We start from the raw sequence: 24,854 nt of genomic DNA on the forward strand, positions 1-24,854 counted from the left end.
CATGGACGAACAGTCCAACAGCTTGACCACACCCGAAAACGCTGAAGAATCAGCGGAAAACGTGAGTGTCGAAGCTACAGATTCCGTTAATACTGAAATTTCTGAGCACGACGACGCAGCTTCCGTTGCGCAGGAACCTGCGGAGACGACTGACGCGGCTTCCGAAGAAACCGTTGCCGAAGACGTTGCTGTTGAAGAAGCGCCAGTTGAAGAAACTGCCGCTGAAGAAGAGGCTGCTCAAGAAGATGCAGCTCAAGAGGCCGTCGCCGCAGAGACTTCTGCAGAGGCTTCGGTAGAAGCTTCTGCAGAAGAAGCAGAAAAGCCAGCGGACGAGGAAGCTGACAAGCCAGTAGATCCCGTTGCTGCTCTTGCTAGTCCTTTCGATTTGCCGGTTGCCCCAGGTGGCCTGCTGTTCCACGCTCCAGACTTGAGCGCGCTTCCACCGCTTCCATCCCGTGCGCCACAGTCGGCTAATGATGATGATGACGAAGACTTTGAGCCACGCGCCCCTCGCTCGCGTCGCCGTTCACGCGGTTCATCCAACCGCAGTTCCGCTGCGAAGGACAACGCCGTAGAAGGCAACGCTGACGCACCGGCGATCGATGGTGCTGACTCTGACGAGAACGAAACTGATGAGGCTTCCTCGAACGTGACGTTGCGCCGTCGTCGCCGTCGCCGTCGTGGAGACGCTGACATTGAACTTGAGGGTGGCTCGCAGGACGATCCGCCAAACACGGTTACTCGTGTGCGCGCTGCTCGTAGCGCCGCCGATTCTTCGACCAGCCAGCGGGTGACCGCTGTCAAGGGCTCGACGCGTCTCGAAGCAAAGCGCCAGCGCCGTCGCGAATCCCGTGAGGTGGGCCGCCGCCGTCACGTGATCACGGAAGCCGAGTTCTTGGCACGCCGCGAGTCCGTTGACCGCCAGATGATGGTTCGCCAGAACGAGGACCGCATCCAGATCGCCGTCCTCGAAGATGGCGTATTGGCTGAGCACTTTGTCTCCAAGACGCAGCAGGATTCCCTCATTGGCAGCGTCTACGTGGGCAAGGTCCAGAACGTTTTGCCTTCCATGGAAGCCGCTTTCGTTGACATTGGACGCGGTCGTAACGCCGTGCTCTACGCCGGTGAAGTGAACTGGGACGTCGCTGGACTTGATGGACAGCCACGCCGCATTGAGCACGCCTTGAAGTCCGGCGACACGGTCTTGGTGCAGGTCACCAAGGACCCAGTGGGCCACAAGGGCGCTCGCCTGACCGCGCAGATCAGCTTGCCTGGCCGCTACTTGGTGTTCGTGCCAGGTGGTTCCATGACCGGCATTTCCCGCAAGCTCCCAGACGTGGAGCGCAGCCGCCTCAAGAAAATCCTCAAGGATCACTTGCCAGAGAACGCCGGCGTCATTGTGCGCACGGCAGCTGAAGGCGCTAGCGAAGAAGAGTTGATGAATGACATCAACCGTCTGCGCGCGCAGTGGGAAGAGATCGAAGCCAAGTCGAAGTCCACCAAGACGCTCGCTCCTGAGCTGCTTTACGGTGAGCCGGATCTAACCATCAAGGTGGTCCGTGACGTGTTCAACGAGGACTTCTCCAAGCTCGTGGTCCAGGGTGAAGAAGCCTGGGACACCATCGAGGCATACGTTACGTACGTTGCTCCAGACTTGGTCAGCCGCCTCGAAAAGTGGGACGGCGACAAGGATATCTTCGCGAAGCACCGCATCGACGAGCAGATCAGCAAGGCCCTCGAGCGCAAGGTCTTCTTGCCTTCTGGTGGTTCCTTGGTGATTGACCGCACCGAAGCCATGACCGTGGTTGACGTCAACACGGGTAAGTTCGTCGGTTCCGGCGGCAACCTCGAAGAGACCGTCACCAAGAACAACCTCGAAGCTGCGGAAGAGATCGTGCGCCAGCTGCGCTTGCGCGACATCGGCGGCATCATCGTGATCGACTTCATTGACATGGTGCTCGAATCCAACCGCGACCTCGTGTTGCGCCGCTTGGTGGAGTGCTTGGGCCGTGACCGTACTAAGCACCAGGTTGCTGAAGTGACCTCGCTTGGCTTGGTCCAGATGACCCGTAAGCGCATGGGCACCGGCCTGCTTGAAGTGTTCTCCGAGAACTGTGAGGCCTGCGCTGGCCGCGGCGTCATCACGTATGACGAGCCAGTTGAGCACCGTCACCACTCGTCCCAAGAGCAAGTGAACAACTCCAGTTCGCGTCCTTCCCGAGCCGAGCGGCGTCGTCGTTCGCGTGAAAAGGACAGCACGACGGAACCGGCAAAGGACAACGCAACGCAGTCCGCTCCTGCAGGATCAGCTTCCAACAAGCCTGCAACTGAGCAGGTTGAAGCCGAGGATCCGGAGAAGACCGCACGCGCTCAGGCTGCCCGTAAGGCTCTCGCAAGCATTGCAGCGGCGACGCACGCAGCTCACGAGCACGAGGGTGAAGAGGCGCCAGCTGAGGAAGCTCAGGAGGCTCCAGCAGCTGCCGAGGCTCCTCGCTTCACGCAGACCTCGCGCCGTGGACGTTCGCGTGCCGCGGCTCAGGATGTTGCCAAGGCTATTGAAGTTCTTGCAGAACGTGGCAAAGATCGCACTGCGGATTCTGAAGAAACTGAGGATGCAGTGGAGACCGTCGTGGTCCATGGCGAGAAGATCGCTTTGCCACGCCGTCGCCGTAGACGTCGAGTTGCAAGCGTTCCTGCGCAGACACCGCAGCTCACTTTGGATGCCCTAGCAGCCGCTTTGGACGCCGTCACCTCGGCGCACCAGGATGACGCTGAGAACAAGGCGGAGGACAGGGCAAAGGACGACGCCGCAGCTCCAGCCGAGCGCGCTAGCTCGGTCACGCCTGAGCCGGCTAAGAACCCAGTTCCGGCAGCTGAAACCCCAGCTCTGGGCAAGGTTTCTGCGCCTGTAACTCCCGTCGTTGCTGAGAATTCGGGAGATTCGGCGGTACGCAAGCCTCGTCGTCGTCGTGTTGCCTCGAGCCAGCAAGGCGCCGGGGATACCGAGATTCGTCGTCACGATGGTGAGCTGTACGCACAGGGCTCTAGCTTTACCGCAAGCGTGGAGTCCGTCGGGAAAGATGCGAGTCCCGAAGCTCAGTCCGGACCGCAACCACAAGTATTGGGCACTGGCGTGCCAGCAAGTGAGCTGGCGAAGTAGTGTTCCACCAGGTGGCTCCGTCTGAAGCGCGGAGCCACCGCGTTACTTGCGGCGCGCCGGGGCGTGTTGTATTTGCCCAGGTGGCCGTCAGTAGCGTAAAGTAGAGCTTCGGTGCAAAGGCCTGGGCGCGAATTTTTCCCCTCGGCATTACGCACAAACCATTCCATTTTCCTCCATAGGTTTGGAATGGCGCGCATAAACGTTGCGCTGATTATTAGTTATAGATGTCGAGAGAAGTGAGTCCCAAGTGGTGTACGCGATTGTCCGCGCTGGCGGCCGCCAGGAAAAGGTTTCTGTGGGAGACCTCGTAACCCTTGACCGCGTCCCCGCCGAAGCAGGCAGCACCATTGAGCTTCCCGCTCTGTTGCTGGTTGACGGTGACAAGGTCACGTCTGCAGCGAGTGACTTGGCAAATGTCAAGGTTACCGCTGAGGTTGTCGAGAACCTCCGTGGACCGAAGATTGTTATTCAGAAGTACAAGAACAAGACCGGTTACAAGCGTCGTATGGGTTTCCGTTCCGCTTTGACCAAGGTGAAGGTGACCTCGATCGCCTAAGGCGAATCGAGCATCGATCCATCGATTCTTAAGGTAGGCATAATCAATGGCACATAAGAAGGGCGCAAGCTCCACCCGTAACGGTCGTGATTCCAACGCACAGCGCCTCGGCGTGAAGCGCTTTGGTGGTCAGACGGTTTCCGCAGGCGAAATCATCGTTCGCCAGCGTGGCACCCACTTCCACCCAGGCGAGAACGTAGGACGCGGCAAGGATGACACCTTGTTTGCACTCGCTGCAGGCGCAGTCGAGTTCGGCACCCGCCGTGGTCGTCGCGTTGTGAACATTCTCGCTGGCCAGTAATTTGGCCCGTGACTCAAGTGTCGCGTAAGCGGTAGTTGAGACAAGATTTACTAAACTGGAGGGTGGACTACATGTCCACTCTCCAGTTTGCTTTTTAGCTAGGTCTTGCGGAGATTTTCCGCCTGACTCGGCACCATTCTTTGATTTATAGGAGACACACTCATGGCAGCATTCGTGGACCGCGTGGTCCTTCACGTGTCAGGCGGCACGGGTGGCCATGGCTGCGTTTCCGTCAAGCGCGAAAAGTTCAAGCCACTTGGCGGACCAGACGGCGGCAACGGTGGTGATGGCGGCGACGTCATCCTGCGCGTTGATGACCAGACCACCACGCTTCTTGATTACCACCACTTGCCACACCGCCACGCAACCAATGGCGAAATGGGCCGCGGCGATCTGCGCCACGGCAAGAACGGCGAAACGCTGATTCTTCCTGTGCCAGATGGCACCGTGGTAAAGACCCGCGATGGCGAGATCATCACTGACCTCACGGGTGTTGGCGCAGAATACGTCATTGCCCGCGGTGGCATGGGTGGCCTCGGCAACGCGTCCTTGTCCTCGCAGAAGCGCAAGGCCCCAGGCTTTGCTCTCTTGGGCATCGATGGTGACTCGCGTGACGTGGTTCTTGAACTCAAGACCGTTGCTGACGTTGCTTTGGTGGGTTACCCCTCCGCTGGCAAGTCCAGCCTCATTGCGGCGCTCTCGGCAGCTCGTCCGAAGATTGCTGATTACCCATTCACCACCTTGACGCCGAACCTCGGTGTTGTTCAGGCCGGCAACGTCCGCTTCACCGTGGCTGACGTTCCTGGTTTGATCGAAGGCGCGTCCGAAGGCCGCGGTTTGGGCCTGGACTTCTTGCGCCACGTTGAACGCTGCGCCGCGTTGGTTCACGTCTTGGATACTGCGACACTCGAAGCGGACCGCGATCCTATTTCTGACCTTGAGACGATCGAAGCTGAGCTCGCGAACTACGCCGTTGACATGAGCTTTGCTGGCGCCGACGGAACCGTGGTGCCGTTGAACGAACGTCCACGCCTCGTTGCTCTCAACAAGACCGATATGCCTGACGGCGCTGACATGGCCGAGTTCGTGCGCAAGGAACTGGAAGGCCGCGGCTACCGCGTCTTTGAAGTTTCCGCATTGACGCGTGAAGGCCTGCGCGAGCTGTCCTTCGCCATGGCCGAGCTGGTCCAGAATGCTCGTGACGCTGCACAGACCGCACCAGCTGTTGCTCCGGTTGAGGTAGTGCGCCCACGCTCCGTGAACAAGGCTGAGTTCGTGATCCGCAAGGAAGAGCGCAACCTCGAGCCACTGTTCCGCGTCTTGGGTGAAAAGCCTGAGCGTTGGGTCAAGCAGACTGACTTCACCAACGATGAAGCTGTGGGCTACCTTGCTGACCGTCTTGCCAAGCTCGGCGTGGAAGATCAGCTCTTCAAGTCCGGCGCCAAGCCAGGCGACGCCGTAGCTATTGGCGAGGACAACGCTGTGCTCTTCGACTGGGAGCCAACCATGGCTGCCGGTGCCGAGCTCTTGGCTTCGCCTCGTGGTACGGACCTTCGCCTCGGCGAATTCACGCGTCCAACCCGTGACCAGAAGCGTACCGAGCACCAAGAGCGTCGCGATGCGAAGGAAGCCGCGCGCATGGAGCTCGAAGCGGAACGTAAGGCCGGCATCTGGACGGAGTCCGTCAACTACAAGCACCAACAGGGAAAAAAGTCCGAATGAGCGTAGCGAAGAAACGTCCATCGCCCGTAAGGTCTCGACTGGACATTCCTTCTGCCGATCTTGTGGTGGTCAAAGTTGGATCAAGCTCCATCACTAGCGTGAGCGGCGGCATTGATTCAGACGCCATCAAGCGGCTTGCAGACAACGTAGCTGCTGCCGTGAAGAACGGCACCAAAGTGGTTCTCGTTTCTTCGGGCGCTATTTCCGCTGGCCTGAAGCCGCTGGGTTTTGATTACCGTCCCGGTGATCTTGCTACCCAGCAGGCTGCAGCCAGCGTGGGTCAGGGCTTGCTCATGGCTCACTACACCGGTGCCTTTGATAGCCACGGACTTACCACCTCTCAGGTCTTGCTGACCGCCGAAGATCTCATTCAGCGACAGCAGTATGCGAATGCTTTCCGTGCTTTGACTAAGCTCTTGCAGCTTGGCGTGGTGCCGATTGTCAACGAGAACGACACCGTGGCGACCCATGAAATCCGTTTCGGCGACAATGATCGCTTGGCTGCTTTGGTAGCTCACCTCGTGAACGCCGACGCCTTGGTGTTGCTCTCTGACGTTGATGCTTTGTATGACGGTCCGCCGTCCGAAGGTGCGCAGCGCATTCCACACGTGAAGTCCGCGAAGGACTTGGCTGATGTTCGCATCGGTTCTGTGGGATCCGCTGGAGTAGGTACCGGCGGCATGGTCACCAAGGTTCAGGCCGCCACTATGGCCTCTGAATCTGGCATCCCGGCACTCATCACGTCCACCACCAACGCGGGTTCCGCTTTGGGTGGTCAAGACGTGGGCACGTGGTTCGACGCTTATGGAAAGCGCCGTCCGCTGCGTCACTTGTGGTTGGCACACTTGGCCAACACGCACGGCCGACTCACCTTGGACGCGGGCGCAGTGCGTGCCGTGGCCAAGGGCAAGGCATCTCTGCTGGCAGCTGGCGTGCGCGAAGCTCACGGTGCGTTCGAGGTGGGCGACCCCATCGAACTGGCTGACATGGACGGCGTCGTGTTTGCACGCGGTTTCTCGAGCTACTCTTCGGACGACATTCCGGAGATGCTGGGACTGACCTCGCAGCAGCTTCGCGAGAAGTTCGGTACGCAGTTTGAGCGTCCTTTGGTTCACGTGGATGACCTCGTGATTATGACGAACGGCGTTCGGAAAATCTCTGCTCCTAAGGCAGCCCACTAAACTAGGTGTCATGACTGACGCAGCACTTGAGAATTCACCTGAGACCGTGGCCGCAACTGCCGAGGAATCTCAGAACCCAACCCCGGTTGAAGAATCTCAGGCGTTGTCTCCGGAACAGGTCGCCGAGATGGTTGCAGCCCTCGCCGACCGTGCCCGCGTTGCCTCTCGTGTTCTCGCTAAAGCTGACCGTGATTGGAAAGACTTGGCCCTTCGCGAGATTGGCGCTCAAGTCAACGCTCGCCGTGCAGCCATCCTTGCCGCTAACGCACTTGACGTGAAGCGCGGTCAAGAAGACGGCACCTCCGACGCCATGATCGACCGCCTGCGCCTTGATGACGCTCGCATCGACGGACTCGTGGCGTCCCTTGAAGAACTTGCTGGCCTTCCTGATCCTGTAGGAGAAGTTCTCCGCGGACAGACGCTTCCCAACGGACTGCGTTTGCGCCAGGTGTGCGTGCCTTTGGGCGTTATCGGCGTCATCTACGAAGCCCGTCCCAACGTCACGATCGACATCGCGGGCCTTGCCCTCAAGAGTGGCAACGCCGCAATCTTGCGTGGCGGAACGGCGGCCGCCGAAACCAATAAGACCCTCGTTGGAATCATCCGCGATGCTTTGGGCAAGGTCGAACTTCCTGAAGACCTGATTCTCAGCACGGACGAATACGGACGTGAAGGCGCCAACGCCATGATGGGCGCACGCGGCAAGATCGACGTGCTCATTCCACGCGGTGGCCGTTCCCTTATCCAGTCGGTGGTCCAGAACTCGAAGGTCCCTGTCATTGAGACCGGCGAAGGCAACGTGCACATCTACGTTGACGAATCCGCGGATCCCGAAATGGCAACGGACATTCTGGTCAATGCCAAGACGCAGCGTCCTTCGGTCTGCAACACTGTGGAGACGTTGCTTTTGCACGAAAACGCCACCACCGCGGGTTACGAGATTTTCCGCGAACTGAACCGCCGCGGCGTCGTACTCCATGTCGACGAGAAGGCGAAGGAAATCGCGAAGGAAATCCCTACCGTCCCAGCCACGGAAGAGGATTACCAGACCGAGTACATGAACCTGGACATTGCGGTACACGTGGTGTCTGACATGGACGAGGCTATTTCTCACATCCGCAAATACACCACGGGTCACACCGAGGCGATCCTGACGAACGACCTCAAGAACGCCAACCGCTTTGTGGAAGAGATCGACGCCGCAGCCGTCATGGTCAATGCGTCAACTCGTTTTACCGACGGCGGCCAGCTAGGACTCGGCGCTGAGGTTGGCATCTCCACCCAGAAGATGCACGCGCGCGGCCCTATGGGCTTGCGCGAACTGACCACCACCAAGTGGATTGTGAACGGTGACGGACACGTCCGCAACTAGAACAAAGAGTTAGATACAGCGAAGGCCGGCCAAAAGAACTTGGCCGGCCTTCGCTGTATGAATTTTCAGAAGCGCGTTACTGCAGCGCCTTGATGACTTCCTTGGCAACGTCCTCGCTGGACTGTGGGTTCTGACCCGTGATCAGGTTGCCGTCACGAACAACGTTGGAACTCCACGGCGTGGAATTCTCGATGACTGCACCCTTGGCAGCGAGCTCGTCCTGAACGAACCACGGGGTGTTAGGACCGGTTCCTCCGCCGAGTTCTTCATCGTTGCTGAATACGGTGAGACGTCGGCCGGCAAAAGCGAAGGCGCCGTCGTCGTCTATTGCGCTCAACAAAGCCGCAGGACCGTGGCAGAACGGAGCAACAATCTTATCGTCCTTCGTGGCAGCAATCAGCAGCTTGCCCAAGTCCTTGTCCTTGAAGAGATCCTGCATAGGGCCGTGGCCGCCAGGGATAACGATGCCATCGAAATCAGCAAGATCAACGTCAGCCAAAACGAGCGGGGACGAAAGTTCGGCGTCGAGAGACGCGATGTAATCACGGAAGCTATCGGCACGCTCCTGACCACCTGCGGCTGCGCCGGAAAGGCTGACCTGATCGACGGTGGGCTTGACGCCACCGGGGGTCGCGATGGAAACGGTGTGCCCGGCTTCAAGCAAGGTCTTGTGCGAGACGACGAGCTCTTCGGCCCAATAGCCGGTGGGGTGTTCGGTGCCGTCGCGCATGGTGAGGGAATCAGCTGCGGAAACGACCATCAAAATGTTTGCCATGGTGTTGCTCCTGTCTTCGTGGTCTAAGCGGATCCATATGATCAACTTTCGACTGACGTTGATCACGGTATCCCGGGTCCCTAAAGGTGAACTGAAGAATACATCGGAAAATTTCCGAGTGTGGGGAGTGTGGTGCGGAACTCACCTGAATAGCCGCCTAAAGCCACGACACAATCCTGTGCCCGGTGCGTTGGAGTACTTTGGGCCGATAACATAGTGTGTATTCAATAAGAGCCGGTGTAACTGGCATGCTTTTTTGCACTATAGGGAGAAAAATGTTGAATATTGTCACCGCTGCAACGGCCGCAGCCGAAACTGAGAGCAACGAATCGTTGGCGTACTTGGTAGGCGGCGGCATCTTTATCTTCTTCATGATCCTCCTCTTCGTCACGTTGTCTTTCTCCCGTGTTGGCCTTCGCCATGACGCGCACACGCAGTTGCCTGACCCGCACAAGCCTGTCCCTCACCACCACCAAGACCAGGTTGAAAAGCGCGACGGACACTAGGATTCGCGGGATGGGCGCCAAGCGCCAGCGAATTGGTGTGATGGGCGGAACTTTCGACCCCATCCATCACGGACACTTGGTGGCAGCTAGCGAGGTTGCCGCCAAATTCGACCTTGACGAAGTGGTATTCGTGCCAACCGGTCAGCCGTGGCAAAAGAGCGGGACAAATGTTTCCGACTCCGAGCACCGCTATCTCATGACGGTCATTGCCACCGCATCGAACCCGCGGTTCACGGTGAGCCGCGTGGATGTGGACCGCGAAGGTCCTACCTACACGATTGATACATTGCGAGATCTGCACCGGCTCCGCCCCAACTCGGAGCTCTTCTTTATTACCGGCGCAGATGCCATGGCTCAGATCATGTCCTGGAAGGACGTTGACGAGCTGTGGTCCTTGGCTCACTTCGTGGGTGTCACGCGTCCGGGGCATGAACTCAACAGCATGGGACGCAAAGACGTTAGTCTTCTAGAAGTGCCGGCAATGGCGATTTCTTCTACGGACTGCCGTGCACGCGTCAAGAATGCACTGCCGGTCTGGTATCTGGTACCGGATGGCGTAGTGCAGTACATCGCCAAGCATCGGTTATACAGGTCCGCTTCAGATAGCGAGAAGGGGAATCCGGAAGGAGCATGAGATGAGCGGCGAAGAACCACAACCACTCACTCGACGCGAACTGCGTGAGCGTCGTCTTGCCGCGGAAGCAGGGAAGGACGGCGCAAAAGCCGCGCCCAAATCCACGGTCAGCACTCCCGAAGAAAAAGCTCCTAACGCACAACCCGTATTTTTTGCTCCGGAGGACGTTCGTCCTTCGGAACCTGAACACAATTCTGGTCCGGCCACCCGCCGCCAACGCCGGATCGATGCCGCCAAGGCCAAAGCTGCCGGAGCGCCGCCTCGAGCCGACAACGCCGAGAAGTTGGATGCCAGCCACGTTGACTTGTCCAAACTCAAGCAGGACGGTCCGGTCACGAATCACTTTGCCAAGATTCGCGAGAAGTCTCGTGGCGATGAGCCGAAGAGGATCGTGCCGGCGAATGACGAAGACGGTCACGACTCTGACCCGAAGGCCACGCCAACACAGGCGGAGAAGGACCTGTTCAACACGGGGCTGAATTCGCCGGACACGCGTTCCGTGCATGTGGTGATGCCAAAGCCTTCGGCGGCGCAGCAAAACTTCGACGCCGAGGATGACCCAGAACCATCGGACGAATTCGGAGCATCCAAGGCTCGCTATGAGACGCGCGCCCAGTTGCGCCAGCGTCAAGCAAAGCAGAACCGCAAGGACCTCAAAGCGTCGTCGACTGCGCCTGATCGTACAGAGACGGCAACGCCGTCTCCCGCTAAACCCGTTGCGGTAACGAACACAGGAACCCCAGAGCCTTTCAAAGCATCTGGCGCTCAAGGTTTGGAACCGCTTGGCTTCATGGACGGTGGGGGAGCGAGAGCTCGCCGCCAGTACGTGTTGTCCGTGTCAGCGCTCAGTCTGGGCGTTCTGACTTTCATCGTGGGTCTCATCATGATGTTGACCCGCTAATAATCATCTCTATTCAAGGAGTTACGTGACTGCTGCGCAATTTTCTATTGACATCATGCGAGTCGCCGCTGATGCCGCTCGCGACAAGAAGGCCAACAACATTGTGGCCGTTGATGTCAGTGAGCGCTTAGGTATCACGGACGCATTCCTCATCGCTTCCGCTGACAACGAGCGTCAAGTGAACGCTATCGTTGACGGCATCGAGGATGTCATCGCCGAAAAGTTTGACCTTCATCCTGTGCGCCGTGAAGGCCGCGGCGAAGGTCGTTGGGTGTTGCTCGATTACCAGGACGTCGTTGTTCACGTCCAGCATGACGAGGACCGCGTGTTCTACGCGTTGGATCGCTTGTGGAGTGATTGCCCGCTCATTGACGTCTCAGAGAGCACGACGACGCCTGCTTCCGTTTCAGAGGAGCCTGCGGAAACGCCTGAGGCTGAGTAAGTACCGATTAGTTGCAAGATCGCTAGTTCGCTGTTGCGAGCGCGGCTTGATGTTGTCTTCTTGAGAAGCCCCCTTCGTTGGAACTTCCACGAAAGGGGCTTCTGTGTGTCCAGAGTCTGGCAAGATGATGCCGCCACCATGCAGCCACAATGGCGACACGCCGAGTTTGAACGACACGCATGTGAATTCCGATTGTGCATTGCGAACACACAGCCTGTGGATAGTCGCCTTAAAAGGGTCTTAAACCGCAGAAAGACGCGGGTGCTTCATCCACAGGTCTTGTGGACTTCCTGTGGGCACGAATAACATTGATGTAAGACATGATGTTGGGGTTGATTGCGCAAGCGACCACTAGATGTAGTATTGAATCCAGTGAGGCGGTCAGCCGCTCAACGAAATTTTTTCGCTTCAGATGTTGTTTTAACTAGTGTCTGAGCGGCCCACGGATAGCAACCAAGGAGAAGGTCATGGCAGTAACGGTTTACACGAAGCCGGCATGCGTTCAGTGCAACGCGACGTACCGCGCCCTCGACAAGAAGGGTGTCGAATACAAGAGCGTTGACATCTCCCAGGATCCCGAAGCGCTTGAGCGCGTTCGCGCTATGGGCTACATGCAGGCACCTGTTGTCATCACGGACAACGATCACTGGTCCGGCTTCCGCCCAGACAAGATTGCTCAGATCGATGAGTCTTCAGCTGCAAGCTCCGTCGCCTAATAGCACGAAGCAACTGCCACCTTCTGAAAGCTTTACGGCGTCCCAGCTGGTCTACTTTTCCTCCATCTCGGAGAACACCAAACGGTTTGTAGACAAGCTGGGACACGAAGCGGCTCGGATCCCGCTGTATTCGAGCGAACCGCATCTCGTCACCACAGCACCCTTTGTCCTCTTGCTCCCAACGTATGGGGGAGAAGAAGGCAAGCACTCAATCCCACCCCAGGTCATGAAGTTCCTGAATGATGTCAGGAATCGCGAGAACATTCGCGGAGTTATTGGGGCGGGTAATACGAACTTTGGCACCGCCTACTGCCTCGCAGCGCGAAAGATCGCTGCCAAGTTAGGAATCCCGGAGCTGTACCGCTTCGAACTCATGGGGACGCCGGATGACGTGCGTCGCGTTGATGAAGGATTGGAAGAATTTTGGAAACAACAGTAATGGACAGCAACACCATCACGGATCCCAAGGAGTTGCCGGCCGCTTATCAGGGTCTGGGGTACCACGAGCTCAACGCTATGTTGAACTTGTACGACAACCAGGGCCGCATTCAGTTCGGTGCTGACCGCGCCGCTGCACGTCAGTACTTCTTGCAGCACGTGAACAACAACACCGTGTTCTTCCACGATCTTGACGAGAAGCTCGAATACCTCGTGAAGAACGACTACTACGAGCGCGAAACGCTCGATCAGTACACGATGAACTTCATTCGCGATCTCTACAAGCGCGCGTACCAGAAGAAGTTCCGCTTCGAGACCTTCTTGGGTGCGTACAAGTTCTACACCTCTTATACGCTCAAGACGTTCGACGGAAAGCGTTACCTCGAGCGCTATGAAGACCGCGTCTGCATGGCCGCTCTCCACTTGGCTCGCGGCGACGAAGATCTCGCCATGAAGCTCGTCGACGAAATCATCGACGGTCGCTTCCAGCCAGCTACGCCTACCTTCCTCAATGCAGGTAAGAAGCAGCGCGGCGAATTGGTCTCCTGCTTCTTGTTGCGCATTGAAGACAACATGGAATCGATTGCTCGAGCCATCAATTCCGCACTTCAGCTCTCAAAGCGAGGCGGCGGCGTCGCACTCTCCCTCACGAATATCCGTGAGCACGGCGCACCAATCAAGCAAATCGAGAACCAGTCCTCCGGCGTTATTCCGGTGATGAAGCTTCTTGAAGATTCCTTCTCCTACGCAAACCAGCTCGGTGCGCGCCAGGGTGCCGGTGCCGTGTACTTGCACGCTCACCACCCGGACATCTACCGCTTCTTGGACACCAAGCGCGAAAACGCTGACGAGAAGATCCGTATCAAGACCCTGTCTCTTGGTGTAGTCATCCCGGACATCACGTTCGAGCTCGCGAAGAAAAACGAGGACATGTACCTCTTCTCTCCATACGACGTGGAGCGCGTGTACGGCGTACCTTTCTCTGACATTTCCGTCACTGAGAAGTACTACGAGATGGTGGATGACGCTCGCATCAAGAAGAGCAAGATCAACGCTCGCGAGTTCTTCCAGACTCTTGCAGAGATTCAGTTCGAATCCGGTTACCCGTACATCATGTTCGAGGACACCGTGAACCGTGCGAACCCGATCGCCGGCAAGGTCACCATGTCCAACCTGTGCTCTGAGATCCTTCAGGTGTCGACCCCGTCGATCCTCAACGAAGACCTCACCTACGGCACCGTGGGCAAGGACATCTCCTGCAACTTGGGCTCGATGAACATCGCCAAGACCATGGATTCGCCGAACTTCGGCCAGTCCATCGAGACCGCAATCCGCGCTCTCACTGCTGTTTCTGACATGTCCTACATCAACTCGGTGCCATCCATCGCTGAAGGCAACGCGAAGAGCCACGCCATCGGCCTGGGTCAGATGAACCTTCACGGCTACCTTGCTCGTGAGCACGTCTACTACGGCTCCGAAGAGGGCATCGACTTCACGAACATCTACTTCTACACCGTGCTGTTCCACGCTTTGCGCGCTTCCAACGCCATCGCGATCGAACGCGGCGAAGTGTTCGGTGGCTTCGAGAACTCCACCTACGCTTCCGGCGAGTTCTTCGACAAGTACGTCAACCAGGAATGGGCACCTCAGACGGATCGTGTGAAGGAGCTCTTCGCGAACGTTGAGATTCCTACCCAGGCTGACTGGGTTGCGTTGAAGGAATCCGTCATGAAGCACGGTATCTACAACCAGAACCTGCAGGCTGTTCCGCCAACTGGATCTATCTCTTACATCAACAACTCGACCTCGTCGATCCACCCTGTTGCTGCCAAGATTGAAATCCGCAAGGAAGGCAAGATCGGCCGCGTGTACTACCCGGCTCCGTACCTTACGAACGAGAATCTGGATTACTACCAGGACGCGTACGAGATCGGCTACGAGAAGATCATTGACACCTACGCCGCTGCCACGCAGCACATCGACCAGGGCTTGTCATTGACCTTGTTCTTCAAGGACACCGCAACCACGCGCGATATCAACAAGGCACAGATCTACGCATGGCGTAAGGGCATCAAGACACTCTACTACATCCGTCTGCGCCAGCTTGCACTCGAAGGCACTGAGGTTGAAGGTTGCGTCAGCTGCATGCTCTAAGCATGTGAACCACTGACTCACACCATTCACCACACAGGACAAAGGGAACGAATCATGACTGAGAAAGTCAAGCTGCTGAGCCACGTTGAGGCCATCAACTGGAACCGCATCCAGGACGAAAAGGACGTAGAAGTCTGGAACCGTCTAGTCAACAACTTCTGGTTGCCAGAAAAGGTGCCGCTCTCTAACGACGTACAGTCTTGGGCAACCTTGACGCCAGAAGAGCAGCAGCTCACCATGCGCGTCTTCACGGGTCTGACCTTGTTGGACACCATCCAGGGCACTGTTGGTGCCGTGTCGCTGATTCCAGATGCGGTTACCCCGCACGAGGAAGCTGTCTACACGAACATCGCGTTCATGGAGTCCGTCCACGCTAAGAGCTACTCGTCGATCTTCTCGACGTTGGCCAGCACCAAGGACATCGACGCTGCCTTCCGTTGGTCGGTAGAGAACGAGAACCTTCAGAAGAAGGCCCAGATTGTCACCGATTACTACTACGGCGACAACCCGCTCAAGAAGAAGGTTGCCTCCACGTTGTTGGAGTCCTTCCTCTTCTACTCGGGCTTCTACTTGCCGATGTACTGGTCTTCACGAGCCAAGCTCACGAACACCGCTGACCTCATCCGTCTCATCATCCGTGACGAGGCCGTGCACGGTTATTACATTGGCTACAAGTACCAGAAGGGTCTTGAGCAGGTTGACGAAGCGACCCGCCAGGAGCTCAAGGACTACACGTTCGAGCTGCTCTTCGAGCTCTACGAGAACGAAGTTCAGTACACCCACGATCTCTACGATCCAGTGGGCTTGAGCGAAGACGTCAAGAAGTTCTTGCACTACAACGCCAACAAGGCACTCATGAACTTGGGCTACGAGGCCATGTTCCCGTCTTCAGTCACGGACGTGAACCCAGCCATCCTTTCGGCGCTGAGCCCGAACGCGGACGAGAACCACGACTTCTTCTCTGGCTCAGGATCTTCCTACGTGATCGGCAAGGCCGTGAACACTGAGGATGAGGACTGGGAGTTCTAGATCGTCCGGACTTTGGATTGGGTTTGAGCTGAATATTGCTCTGGACCCGCAACTCTAAGCGGGTCCAGAGCAATTCTGCTTAACCGAAGAGGCTATGTCCCTTTTAATTGATAATCAGGGCTGCGCGCAGTGCATTGACCTGCTGTTGCCAAAAGTCTTTGACCACATTTGCATCAGGAAAAACTTGATCAAAGCCGTGGGTCGCGCCAGGAACAACAAACGACTCGCAAGGCACGCCCGCATCATTGAGCCGACGGGCGTACTCGATGTCCTCGTCTCGGAAGAGATCGAGCGTGCCAACGCCAATCCATGCCGGCGGCAAGCCAAACAAGTCCTCGCGGCGGGCTGGTGCCGCATATTCGGAGACACCTGAGCGGCCAGGCACGCCGCCAGTGTAGGTGGTCCAGCCACGTTTGTTAGCCTTAGCGGTCCAGGCTCGGAGGTACTTTGAGGCTGCCTCTGGTTTGAGAACTGTTCGGTCGTCGAGCATCGGGTAGACCAACAGCTGAAAGACGGGCTGAATGCCGCCCTGATCAAGTGCATAGAAAGCTAGTGCGGCAGCCACACCGCCGCCTGCACTGGCGCCTCCCACGGCTATGCGCTCTGAATCGATTCCCCACTCTGAATCACGATCGGCAAGTGCTTTGAGGGCGACATAGCAGTCTTCAACTGAGACGGGTGCAGGCGCGTCGGAGCCGAGGCGGTATCGGACAGCTGCGACAGCGATTCCGAGCTCACGCACAAATGCAATGTTGTTCCGGTCATCCTGTTCCGGCACACCGAATAGGTGGCCGCCGCCATGCATCCACAACAGTGCAGGGATGGTTCGAGAAAACCTAGCAGGACGGAACAGACGGATGGAAACGGTGGGGGACAGAACGATCTCATCAACGGTGACGTCCGGACTTGGATCCAGTCCACGTGGCATCCGGCTTCGGATGAACTTCACCATCAGCTTGTTCGTGGGAATGCTTGGCATGAACCGGACTCGCGCGAGTTCCGGGTGATAGGGGAAACCCGACACGATAAGTCCTTAGATAGTTGTGGGGATGTCTGATTACTCGACGAAGACAGCTTCAACGCCGGAGGGCTTGAGCATTCCGGTGATCATGGCTTTGGTGTTCTCTGTGGCGCGGTCACGCAACTCAGATTCTTCTGCTGCAGAAGCGATGCGAGTCTCGGCCATCTCAAAGAACTTTGACTGGTCTGGAGTGGAGAAGGCATCGGAGATCGCCTTGCCTACGCCACGGCGCTGGTCGTAGATGTATGAGTCTTTGACGTTGAGGTTCGGCTTGTCCAGCTGTGCAGCAGGAAGCCGAATAGATGCCTTCTTGCCGTCCTCAGAGAGCTGGTAATTCTCACCCGTCAGGCCGCCAAGATCTACATACGCATTCACGGTTCCTTTGGCAAGGAACAACGTGCGCTCGCCCGAAACGAAATCAGGCAACCAGGAAATACCGTTCTCTTGGGAATCGATGATCACTTCAAAGTTGCCGACGGCCGCGTGATACTGGCTCATGTCCTGAATGGAGACCAGGAGCGATGGACGCTCAGGCTCTTTTGCTTCTGCAGCTGGACGGAACGGATTGACGCCAAAATAGTTGGCCGCCAGCAACGCCAGAAGGAGAGCAAGGGCTATCAAGCCAAACCCGCGCGAACCACGCCTTGAAGATTTTTCTTTCACTCGCTCATGCTAAAGCGTGAGTTGAAAGTTTCACGTATTCGCGTAAAAGAATTCGGGCGTCGCCTCAGAGGCCTCTAGTTAGAGCCGCCCAGTTCGCCTGAGAGCTTCGCATGGAAGCTTGAAGAGAACTCGTTCATGCCCACAAATTCAACGGTCTTTCCGTAGCGCTGATACTTGGTCTCGATGGCATCGAGCGCGGCCACGGTAGAGGCATCCCAGACATGGGAACGTGAGAAATCGATAACCACGTGATCGGGATCTTCTGAATAGCGGAACATTGTGGTCAGGTCATTGCTCGAAGCAAAGAGCAGCTGTCCTTCGACGGTGTAAGTAGCGACGTCCTGCCCGTCTCGCTCCACGACTGTCCGATCCACGGAGACCAAGTGCGCCACCCGGCGGACAAACATCACGCTGGCAACGAGAACGCCGAAGATGACGCCGGCGGCTAGGTTATGCGTGAGGACAACAACCAGCACGGTGGACAGCATGACCGCGGTCTCGCTCTTGGGCAATCTCTTCAGCGTGGACGGCGCGATGGAGTGCCACTCGAACGTCGTAATGCAGACCATGATCATGATGGCCACGAGAACAGCCATGGGGATCTGGGCAACGACATCGCCGAATGCCACCACAAACACCAAAAGGAAGAAGCCGGCCAAGAATGTGGAGATGCGCGTCCGCGCGCCGGAGACTTTTACGTTGATCATGGTCTGCCCAATCATCGCGCAGCCACCCATGCCGCCGAATGCGCCAGAGACAAGGTTAGCTACACCCTGACCCCAGCTCTCTCGAGTCTTGTTGGAACGGGTATCCGTGATGTCATCAACCAGCTTCGCGGTCATGAGAGATTCCATGAGTCCCACCAAAGCCATCCCGAGAGCGTACGGCGCAATGATCTGCAGCGTCTCAAGTGTCAACGGAACCTGGGGAATGAAGATCTCGGGCAGGCTGCTGGGCAGCTCGCCCTTGTCACCCACGCGCGGGACGTTGATGGCGAAGAGGATGACGGGCACGGTGACCAAGACGATGGCGATGAGCGGCGCGGGAATGACGGTGGTGATGCGCGGCATCAGAATCAGGATCACTAAAGAGACAGCCACCAGCGGATAAACCATCCACGGGACGTTAATGAGCTCCTTTAGTTGAGCAATGAACACCAGGATGGACAGCGCATTCACAAAACCAACCATGACGCTGCGCGGTATGAACCGCATGAGCTTTGCAACGCCTAAGACAGCCAAGAGGATCTGGAAAACGCCAGCCAACAGCACGGTGGAGACGAAGTAGTCCATTCCGTAGTCCCGCATTACGGGCGCAATAACCAAGGCAACCGCGCCGGTAGCGGCGGAAATCATCGCAGGGCGTCCGCCAACGAAGGCAATGGTCACCGCCATGATGAAAGCAGAGAACAGCCCCACTTTGGGGTCCACGCCGGCGATGACGGAGAACGCAATCGCTTCGGGGATCAAAGCCAGCGCCACCACCAGTCCTGCGAGAACTTCACGCGTCAACAGTCGCGGCGAGCGCAGCGCGCTCATCACGGAGTCGGCGGAGACTCGTGGTGTATGTGGCGCGATCGGCGAAGTCAAAGACGGCATGAAGAGGCTCTCGGAGAGGTGGGAAAGACGGTTGGCTGCAAAGCAATGAGGTGCAAAAACTTCGCCGCCAAGAGGATGGAGCAACTGACGTGCGCCGGAATCAATTTTAGGTGAGGTCAGGCGCCCAAAGACGCGCAGATACAGTCCAAATTCACTGAAACGCCCAGAATTGATATGTTGCAAGTGTGACTGCTACCACTTCAGAACTTCCAGAACTCGCGGTTGGCCCTTTCTTCTACGAAGACTTGGGCAATCACCGCTACCGCTCCACCGTCCACGCCCAAGGCGCTTGGAACGAACACGAACAGCACATGGGTCCAGCTACGGGCCTCCTCGTTCATGAGCTCGAAGCCTTCCAGCCCCGCGAAGATTTGCGGATGGCACGCGTGAGCCTGGACATTCTGGGAATCATCCATGGTGGCGAGTTTGAAGTGCAGACCCGCATGATTCGCCCCGGCAAGACCATCGAGCTGATCGAAGCTGAGATGATCAGCGGTGGCCGGACTGCAATCATTGCGCGGGCTTGGCGCTTGAAGACCGGCGATTCCACGCCTGTCGCCACCCTCGAAGATGCATCCGTAGAGCACCCTGAGAATCTTCCAGAGTTCACGGGTATGCAGGTGTGGCCCGGTGGCTACATTCAGTCTTTAGAGTTCCGTCAAGTAGACGGCCACCGTCCGGGCAAGGGCGTAGTGTGGCTGCGCAACCCGTACAAGATGGTTAGCTCGGACACCGTGACGTCTGACGTCGTGCGGATCCTTGGCATGGTGGACACTGCCAACGGTGTTGCGCCGCGCGTTGAGCCAGGACCGGAGTCCTGGATATTCCCCAACGTGGATCTACAGATTCATATGCACCGGGCGCCAGCCGGTGAATGGCTAGGACTCGAGGTCCAGCAAAGCTACGGCGATGACGGAATCGGCCTCACATCGGCAATCCTTCATGATGTCCACGGTCCCTTCGGCCGCAGCGAACAGATTCTCACGGTCCGCCCCATGCCAGGGTCAAAGAGAGCTAACGGGAATTAGGCAGCGAGGAAAGATAGGACTTCAAGTCCGGCTTGTTCATTTCCTGGAACCCCGCGCCCAAGTACCGGTTGCGCACGGAAGCCTCAGCCCGCCACAGGCTCAACCCCCGCTTGACGAGGAACGGCACTGGTTTGCGGCTTTCGGAAACGTCGCGCGCGAAGCGACGCAGCGCCGTCGTACTGGAAGGTTCTCGCACGTAAATTCCCTGCACCGGCACCTCTAATTGGCGCAACGGCTGCAGGATGCGGTCCGCGAAAATGCCTTCGGCAATGATGGGTCCTCCTGCGAGTTCCACTACTTCGGAGCCCACGTAGGAGGACGTCGAGATGTCGTAGGCGGGCACCGTGGTGCGGCCGTTTTCGAGCAGTTCCATCATGGAATCGAGCGCGGCGGAATCGTTCCAAGTTTCGTGGTGATCCCAGTCAATTTCGCCGTATGGGGTGCGCGGGAACGGGCGGTGCGCGTCCTCCGCGATCTCCCGGTAGTAGTTGTCCAGCTGAATATGGGGTGCGCCAAAGCGCTCAGCGAGGTAGGACTTTCCTGAACCGGAAGGGCCGCCGAGGATAATAAATTGAACGCCACTGGACTCAGACACGTATTCCATTATGTCTTGCCCCCACCCTTCGTTTTAGGATCGACTCATGTCTGTCACCGTTGATCTTGATCTCCTTCGCGAAGAACCTAGTGCTGATCCGGTGGCGGATCTAGCGCGCGGCATCGATTTGCTGAACGAGGTCAAGGGCAGCGAACGCGGCGCCACACTACGCATTTACCGGCCCTCACCCACCCTCGCTTTTGGGCAGCGTGACGTGCGCTTGCCCGGTTTCGAGGCTGCCCGAATGGCCGCATTGCGCCACGGTTTTGAGCCGGTGGTGCGGAAGGCCGGCGGGCGCGCGGCTGCGTACCACCAGGGCACCCTCATCATCGATCACGTGCAGCCTGAGCCGGACGCAATGCTGGGTCACACCCGCCGCTTTCAGGACTTCGGGGCGCTCTTTGCGGACGCGCTGCGCTCCCTGGGCGTCGACGCTCACATTGGCGAACTGCCCGGCGAATACTGCGCGGGCGAATACAGCGTCTATGGCACTTCTCACTCGGGTACCGCTAGCCAGTACGACGACGCAGCTTCCGTTAAGTTGGTCGGCACCGCTCAGCGGGTGGTCACCGGGGCATGGCTGTTCACCTCAGTTTTGGTAGTCACTGACAGTGCGCCGCTACGCAGTGTATTGGACGAGGTGTATCAAGCCATGGAGATTCCCATGGACCCGCGCACCGTGGGAGCCGTGGAGGATCTTGTTCCCGGGGTGAATGTGGACGCCGTGACGGAAGCGCTCTTAAACACGTATCGAGGCTCCGGAAAGTGGAACCTCGATACGTAGTGCTGTGATCACCAGCGGTGGTTAGTGTCTGCGGCGCTAGTGACCCCGGCTCTAGTGACCCCGTGCGATCCATTCTTGAAGGTGCGGCTTCTCTGCGCCGATGCTCGTGTCATCGCCGTGACCCGTGCACACTCGCGTGGTGTCCGGGAGGGTGAGGAGCTTTTCGCGGATGGACTCGATGATGGTGCCGAAGTCGCTGTAGGAGCGGCCTGTGGCGCCTGGTCCGCCGTCGAACAACGTGTCGCCGGAGAACACCGTGTCCAAGTCCTTCGCATAGAAGCACGTGGATCCGGGGGAGTGTCCCGGCGTGTAGATGGCATTGAGCGTGATGCCGGCGATCGGGAACTCTTCACCGTCCACAATCTCGTGATCCGGTGCCTGATCTGGGAACACTGCGTCCCAGAGCATGCGGTCCGCGGGGTTCAAGTGCAGTGGTGCGTGGACCAGCTGTGCGAACTCCTGAGCGTAGCGAATGTGGTCATCGTGGCCGTGGGTCAGCAGAACTGCAACTACCGTGCGCTCGCCCACCTTCTCGGCGATAGCCTGCGGGTTGTGGGCCGGGTCAATGACGATCACCTTGGAGTCGTCGCCGACGATCCACACGTTGTTATCGACGTCCCACGTTCCACCGTCAAGAGAGAACGTTCCGGACGTGACGAGGTTTTCGATGCGTGCGCTCATGCGATTTCCACCACTGAGCGAAGCACCGTGCCGTCGTGCATCTTTTGGAAAGCGTCTTCAATCTGGTCCAAGGAGATGCGCTCGGTAACGAATGCATCCAAGTCCAGGCGGCCCAAGCGGTACTGGTCCACGAGCATCTTGAAGTCGCGGGAAGGGAGGCAGTCGCCGTACCACGAGGACTTGAGGGAACCGCCGCGGCCGAACACGTCCAGCAATGGCAATTCGAGGGTCATCTCCGGGGTAGGAACACCCACCAGAACTACACGGCCGGCAAGGTCGCGAGCGTAGAACGCCTGCTTGTAGGTCTCAGGGCGGCCCACGGCGTCGATAACAACGTCTGCTCCGAAGCCGTTAGTGAGATCCTGGATGGCCTTGATGGGATCCTGTTCCTTCGAGTTCACGCCGTGCGTTGCGCCGAGCTTCACGGCCTGGTCAAGCTTGTTCTGGTCGATGTCCACGGCAATGATGGTGGTGGCACCGGCAAGTTTTGCGCCCATGATGGCGGCTACGCCCACGCCACCGCAACCGATGACGGCCACGGACTCGCCACGCTTGACCTCGCCGGTGTTGATGGCTGCGCCAATACCTGCCATGACGCCGCAACCCAGCAATCCAACCGCAGCAGCATCGACGTCGTCGTCAATCTTGGTGCACTGTCCCGCAGCAACCAACGTCTTTTCCGCGAAGGAACCAATGCCAAGCGCAGGGGAGAGCTCAGTGCCGTCCTCGAGGGTCATCTTTTGGGTGGCGTTAGCGGTGTTGAAGCAGTACTGCGGCTGGCCCTTTTGACATGCGCGGCACTCGCCACACACAGCGCGCCAGTTGAGGATCACGCGATCGCCCACCTTGACGTTGGTGACGTTTTCGCCGATCTGGGAAACAACGGCAGTGGACTCGTGGCCCAAGAGGTACGGGTAATCGTTACCGATTCCACCCAGCTTGTAGTGAAGGTCCGTATGGCAAACACCGCAGGTCAACACGTCTACAACAACTTCGCCCGGACCTGGATCCGGAATGATGATGTTCTCGACGACCACTGGGGCGTCTTTGGCCTTCACAACAACAGCACGTACGGTTTGTGGCACTTTTTCTCCTCTAATGGGAACGCTCGGGCAACGGTTGGTCACTGTCGCTTCGCGTTCGGCTACACAGTGGGGCGTATACGTTCCAGTCAATCACGAGCGCCCAAGGTGAGGTGACCTCTTGCTACTTTGTGTCACTCTTTAAGCATGTGTGGACGGTATGTCATGGCTCGGGCCATCGGTGACTTGGTAGCGCTCGCGGAAGCCGAAGCGGATGAGAATCTGGAACTTCGCCAATCGTGGAATGTTGCACCCACCACTGATGTGCCCATCGTGTTGGAACGTTTGGTAGATGACAAGATGACTCGCCGCATCGAGGTGGCGCGCTGGGGATTGATTCCCGGGTGGGCCAAGGATCCATCAGTGGGCGTGCGGGCTTTCAATGCGCGCAGCGAGACCATCATCGAGAAGCCCACGTTCCGTTCCGCCATCAAGTCCAAGCGCTGCGCCGTCCCCGTGGATGGCTATTACGAATGGCTCAAGCCAGATACGCCCAAGGGCAAGAAGCGGCCGTTCTATATTCACCCGGCAGACGATTCGATGATCTTCTTTGCAGGAATCTACGAATGGTGGAAGGACAAGTCCGCCGAAACTGTAGAAGGCGAAGAAGCCTGGGTGCTCTCGTGCAGCATCATGACCATGGCATCGCCATCTGCTGACGATGCTGATCCCGTCCTTGCTGAGCTGGGCAATCTCCATGACCGGCTGCCGGTGCCTCTGGGGGCTGAGGCCATGAACGAGTGGCTCAACCCGGCGAACAAGGATGCCGTAGCCCTGGTGGAACTGGCGACAAGCCAAGCCTTTGAGGTTGCCTCCGGCTGGAACCTGCGCGAAGTTGATCCTGCCGTGGGCAACGTTCGCAACAATTCTCCCGAGTTGATCGAGCCTCTTCAGAGCCTGTTCTCGGAGTAATCATCCTCCGCAGTCTTCAGAGGAAGTCCTAGCCGAGTGATTCCATCTTCCCGCGAGGAAGAACCTTGATATATGCCAAGATCGCGGCAACAAAGAACCCTAGGAAGCCAAGCAACCCGGCGCCCACCGAAGCATCCGAAACGTCGTCGGGGGAGAGCCCTGCCGAGCTTAGGATCGTAGCCAGCGCTCTGCCAATCACCCCGTACCCCACGGCCAGAATGCTGACTGCGATTCCCGTTTCCTTTTGATTCCAGTGATCGGACGTCAGGAACTCCCGCGCGGTAGCCCCTCCAATTGCGAGCGCAGCGGCCGCAACAGCCCACATGATGAAAATGATCAATCTTGTGGAGCTATACCCCACGCCGTCCGGCCCCACATGCAGTGCTAGGTGTTCGGGGATCTTGCGGACCGATCGTTTTTCAATTCAGTCATTTGACCCGTTCACCGCTGTGAGTACATGTGCAGAGTCCCGAGTACGCTTTAGCTGCTGAGCCTGTTTTCTTAGTCACCCACCGTACGTACGCAGTTTTGCGTATAGAAACCAGGCGGCCGCATCGCTTGACTTAATACATCCGCACATTCCTGTGAACGGCACGTCACTTC

The 24,854-nt window shown here is 57.8% G+C and carries 25 protein-coding genes; 17 read left to right on the forward strand and 8 right to left on the reverse strand.

Annotated elements, in window-relative coordinates; all coding sequences use genetic code 11:
* Position 1: 1 nt before the first annotated feature.
* From BKA12_RS03495 to BKA12_RS03520, 6 genes are all read left to right on the forward strand, one after another.
* Positions 2-3,160, forward strand: coding sequence for an Rne/Rng family ribonuclease (locus tag BKA12_RS03495; protein ID WP_183640673.1), 3,159 nt, complete (start codon positions 2-4; stop codon positions 3,158-3,160).
* Between the two features lie 247 nt (positions 3,161-3,407).
* The gene (rplU, locus tag BKA12_RS03500; protein ID WP_071893483.1) at positions 3,408-3,716 is read left to right on the forward strand and encodes a 50S ribosomal protein L21; all 309 of its coding nucleotides are present in this window, start codon (positions 3,408-3,410) and stop codon (positions 3,714-3,716) included.
* Positions 3,717-3,762: 46 nt separating this feature from the next.
* Entirely contained in the window at positions 3,763-4,017 is a 255-nt protein-coding gene (gene rpmA / locus BKA12_RS03505; protein ID WP_071893484.1) for a 50S ribosomal protein L27, read from the forward strand.
* A gap of 162 nt (positions 4,018-4,179) precedes the next feature.
* The gene (obgE, locus tag BKA12_RS03510; protein WP_183640675.1) at positions 4,180-5,739 is read left to right on the forward strand and encodes a GTPase ObgE; all 1,560 of its coding nucleotides are present in this window, start codon (positions 4,180-4,182) and stop codon (positions 5,737-5,739) included.
* Entirely contained in the window at positions 5,736-6,920 is a 1,185-nt protein-coding gene (proB, locus tag BKA12_RS03515) for a glutamate 5-kinase (RefSeq protein ID WP_183640676.1), read from the forward strand. The genes obgE and proB overlap by 4 nt, the downstream gene beginning before the upstream one ends.
* A 10-nt stretch (positions 6,921-6,930) precedes the next feature.
* Positions 6,931-8,292, forward strand: coding sequence for a glutamate-5-semialdehyde dehydrogenase (locus BKA12_RS03520; protein ID WP_183640678.1), 1,362 nt, complete (start codon positions 6,931-6,933; stop codon positions 8,290-8,292).
* 76 nt (positions 8,293-8,368) lie between these two features.
* On the opposite strand, the gene BKA12_RS03525 is transcribed toward BKA12_RS03520, so the two are convergent.
* On the reverse strand, positions 8,369-9,067 hold the full coding sequence (locus BKA12_RS03525; protein WP_183640680.1) for a type 1 glutamine amidotransferase domain-containing protein: 699 nt from the start codon (positions 9,065-9,067) through the stop codon (positions 8,369-8,371).
* Between the two features lie 275 nt (positions 9,068-9,342).
* On the opposite strand from BKA12_RS03525, the gene BKA12_RS03530 reads away from it, so the two are divergent.
* From BKA12_RS03530 to nrdF, 8 genes are all read left to right on the forward strand, one after another.
* Positions 9,343-9,573, forward strand: a complete 231-nt coding sequence (locus BKA12_RS03530; protein ID WP_183640681.1) for a hypothetical protein — start codon at positions 9,343-9,345, stop codon at positions 9,571-9,573.
* Positions 9,574-9,583: 10 nt separating this feature from the next.
* Complete coding sequence (gene nadD / locus BKA12_RS03535; RefSeq protein WP_183640683.1) at positions 9,584-10,207, forward strand: nicotinate-nucleotide adenylyltransferase; 624 nt, start codon at positions 9,584-9,586, stop codon at positions 10,205-10,207.
* A 1-nt stretch (position 10,208) separates the two neighbouring features.
* Positions 10,209-11,108, forward strand: coding sequence for a hypothetical protein (locus BKA12_RS03540; protein WP_183640685.1), 900 nt, complete (start codon positions 10,209-10,211; stop codon positions 11,106-11,108).
* Between the two features lie 25 nt (positions 11,109-11,133).
* A complete protein-coding gene (rsfS, locus tag BKA12_RS03545; RefSeq protein WP_183640687.1) occupies positions 11,134-11,550 on the forward strand; it encodes a ribosome silencing factor in 417 nt (138 codons plus the stop codon).
* A 467-nt stretch (positions 11,551-12,017) separates the two neighbouring features.
* Positions 12,018-12,266: a glutaredoxin-like protein NrdH gene (nrdH, locus tag BKA12_RS03550; protein WP_183640688.1), complete on the forward strand. Its 249-nt coding sequence runs from the start codon at positions 12,018-12,020 to the stop codon at positions 12,264-12,266.
* Positions 12,235-12,705: a class Ib ribonucleoside-diphosphate reductase assembly flavoprotein NrdI gene (gene nrdI / locus BKA12_RS03555; RefSeq protein ID WP_183640690.1), complete on the forward strand. Its 471-nt coding sequence runs from the start codon at positions 12,235-12,237 to the stop codon at positions 12,703-12,705. The genes nrdH and nrdI overlap by 32 nt, the downstream gene beginning before the upstream one ends.
* The gene (gene nrdE / locus BKA12_RS03560) at positions 12,705-14,858 is read left to right on the forward strand and encodes a class 1b ribonucleoside-diphosphate reductase subunit alpha (RefSeq protein WP_183644502.1); all 2,154 of its coding nucleotides are present in this window, start codon (positions 12,705-12,707) and stop codon (positions 14,856-14,858) included. The genes nrdI and nrdE overlap by 1 nt, the downstream gene beginning before the upstream one ends.
* A gap of 54 nt (positions 14,859-14,912) precedes the next feature.
* Positions 14,913-15,887 carry a class 1b ribonucleoside-diphosphate reductase subunit beta gene (gene nrdF, locus BKA12_RS03565; RefSeq protein WP_183640691.1) on the forward strand — a complete coding sequence of 325 codons (975 nt, stop codon included), beginning with the start codon at positions 14,913-14,915 and terminating at the stop codon, positions 15,885-15,887.
* Between the two features lie 103 nt (positions 15,888-15,990).
* On the opposite strand, the gene BKA12_RS03570 is transcribed toward nrdF, so the two are convergent.
* The 3 genes from BKA12_RS03570 to BKA12_RS03580 all read right to left on the reverse strand — a co-directional run bounded on the left by BKA12_RS03570 (position 15,991) and on the right by BKA12_RS03580 (position 19,169).
* Positions 15,991-16,911 (reverse strand): alpha/beta hydrolase fold domain-containing protein, encoded by a 921-nt coding sequence (locus tag BKA12_RS03570; protein WP_221228045.1) that lies wholly within the window; start codon positions 16,909-16,911, stop codon positions 15,991-15,993.
* A gap of 33 nt (positions 16,912-16,944) precedes the next feature.
* Positions 16,945-17,571, reverse strand: coding sequence for a DUF4230 domain-containing protein (locus tag BKA12_RS03575; protein WP_183640693.1), 627 nt, complete (start codon positions 17,569-17,571; stop codon positions 16,945-16,947).
* A gap of 74 nt (positions 17,572-17,645) precedes the next feature.
* A complete protein-coding gene (locus BKA12_RS03580; protein WP_183640695.1) occupies positions 17,646-19,169 on the reverse strand; it encodes a SulP family inorganic anion transporter in 1,524 nt (507 codons plus the stop codon).
* A 185-nt stretch (positions 19,170-19,354) separates the two neighbouring features.
* Here BKA12_RS03580 and BKA12_RS03585 point away from each other — a divergent pair, with 185 nt between their 5' ends.
* Complete coding sequence (locus BKA12_RS03585) at positions 19,355-20,197, forward strand: acyl-CoA thioesterase domain-containing protein (protein ID WP_183640697.1); 843 nt, start codon at positions 19,355-19,357, stop codon at positions 20,195-20,197.
* Here BKA12_RS03585 and BKA12_RS03590 read toward each other — a convergent pair.
* Positions 20,184-20,801 (reverse strand): uridine kinase family protein, encoded by a 618-nt coding sequence (locus BKA12_RS03590; RefSeq protein WP_183640698.1) that lies wholly within the window; start codon positions 20,799-20,801, stop codon positions 20,184-20,186. The genes BKA12_RS03585 and BKA12_RS03590 overlap by 14 nt on opposite strands.
* A 37-nt stretch (positions 20,802-20,838) precedes the next feature.
* On the opposite strand from BKA12_RS03590, the gene BKA12_RS03595 reads away from it, so the two are divergent.
* Entirely contained in the window at positions 20,839-21,576 is a 738-nt protein-coding gene (locus BKA12_RS03595) for a lipoate--protein ligase family protein (protein ID WP_183640700.1), read from the forward strand.
* A gap of 51 nt (positions 21,577-21,627) precedes the next feature.
* Here BKA12_RS03595 and BKA12_RS03600 read toward each other — a convergent pair whose 3' ends face one another.
* Positions 21,628-22,257, reverse strand: coding sequence for an MBL fold metallo-hydrolase (locus BKA12_RS03600; RefSeq protein ID WP_183640701.1), 630 nt, complete (start codon positions 22,255-22,257; stop codon positions 21,628-21,630).
* Positions 22,254-23,342: an S-(hydroxymethyl)mycothiol dehydrogenase gene (locus BKA12_RS03605; RefSeq protein WP_183640703.1), complete on the reverse strand. Its 1,089-nt coding sequence runs from the start codon at positions 23,340-23,342 to the stop codon at positions 22,254-22,256. Before BKA12_RS03605 ends, BKA12_RS03600 begins: the two co-directional genes overlap by 4 nt.
* A gap of 162 nt (positions 23,343-23,504) precedes the next feature.
* On the opposite strand from BKA12_RS03605, the gene BKA12_RS03610 reads away from it, so the two are divergent.
* A complete protein-coding gene (locus tag BKA12_RS03610; protein ID WP_420826505.1) occupies positions 23,505-24,251 on the forward strand; it encodes an SOS response-associated peptidase in 747 nt (248 codons plus the stop codon).
* A gap of 28 nt (positions 24,252-24,279) precedes the next feature.
* Here BKA12_RS03610 and BKA12_RS03615 read toward each other — a convergent pair whose 3' ends face one another.
* Positions 24,280-24,591, reverse strand: a complete 312-nt coding sequence (locus BKA12_RS03615; protein WP_183640707.1) for a hypothetical protein — start codon at positions 24,589-24,591, stop codon at positions 24,280-24,282.
* Positions 24,592-24,854 lie beyond the last annotated feature (263 nt).

Source organism: Neomicrococcus lactis, assembly GCF_014200305.1.
Lineage (GTDB): Bacteria > Actinomycetota > Actinomycetes > Actinomycetales > Micrococcaceae > Neomicrococcus > Neomicrococcus lactis.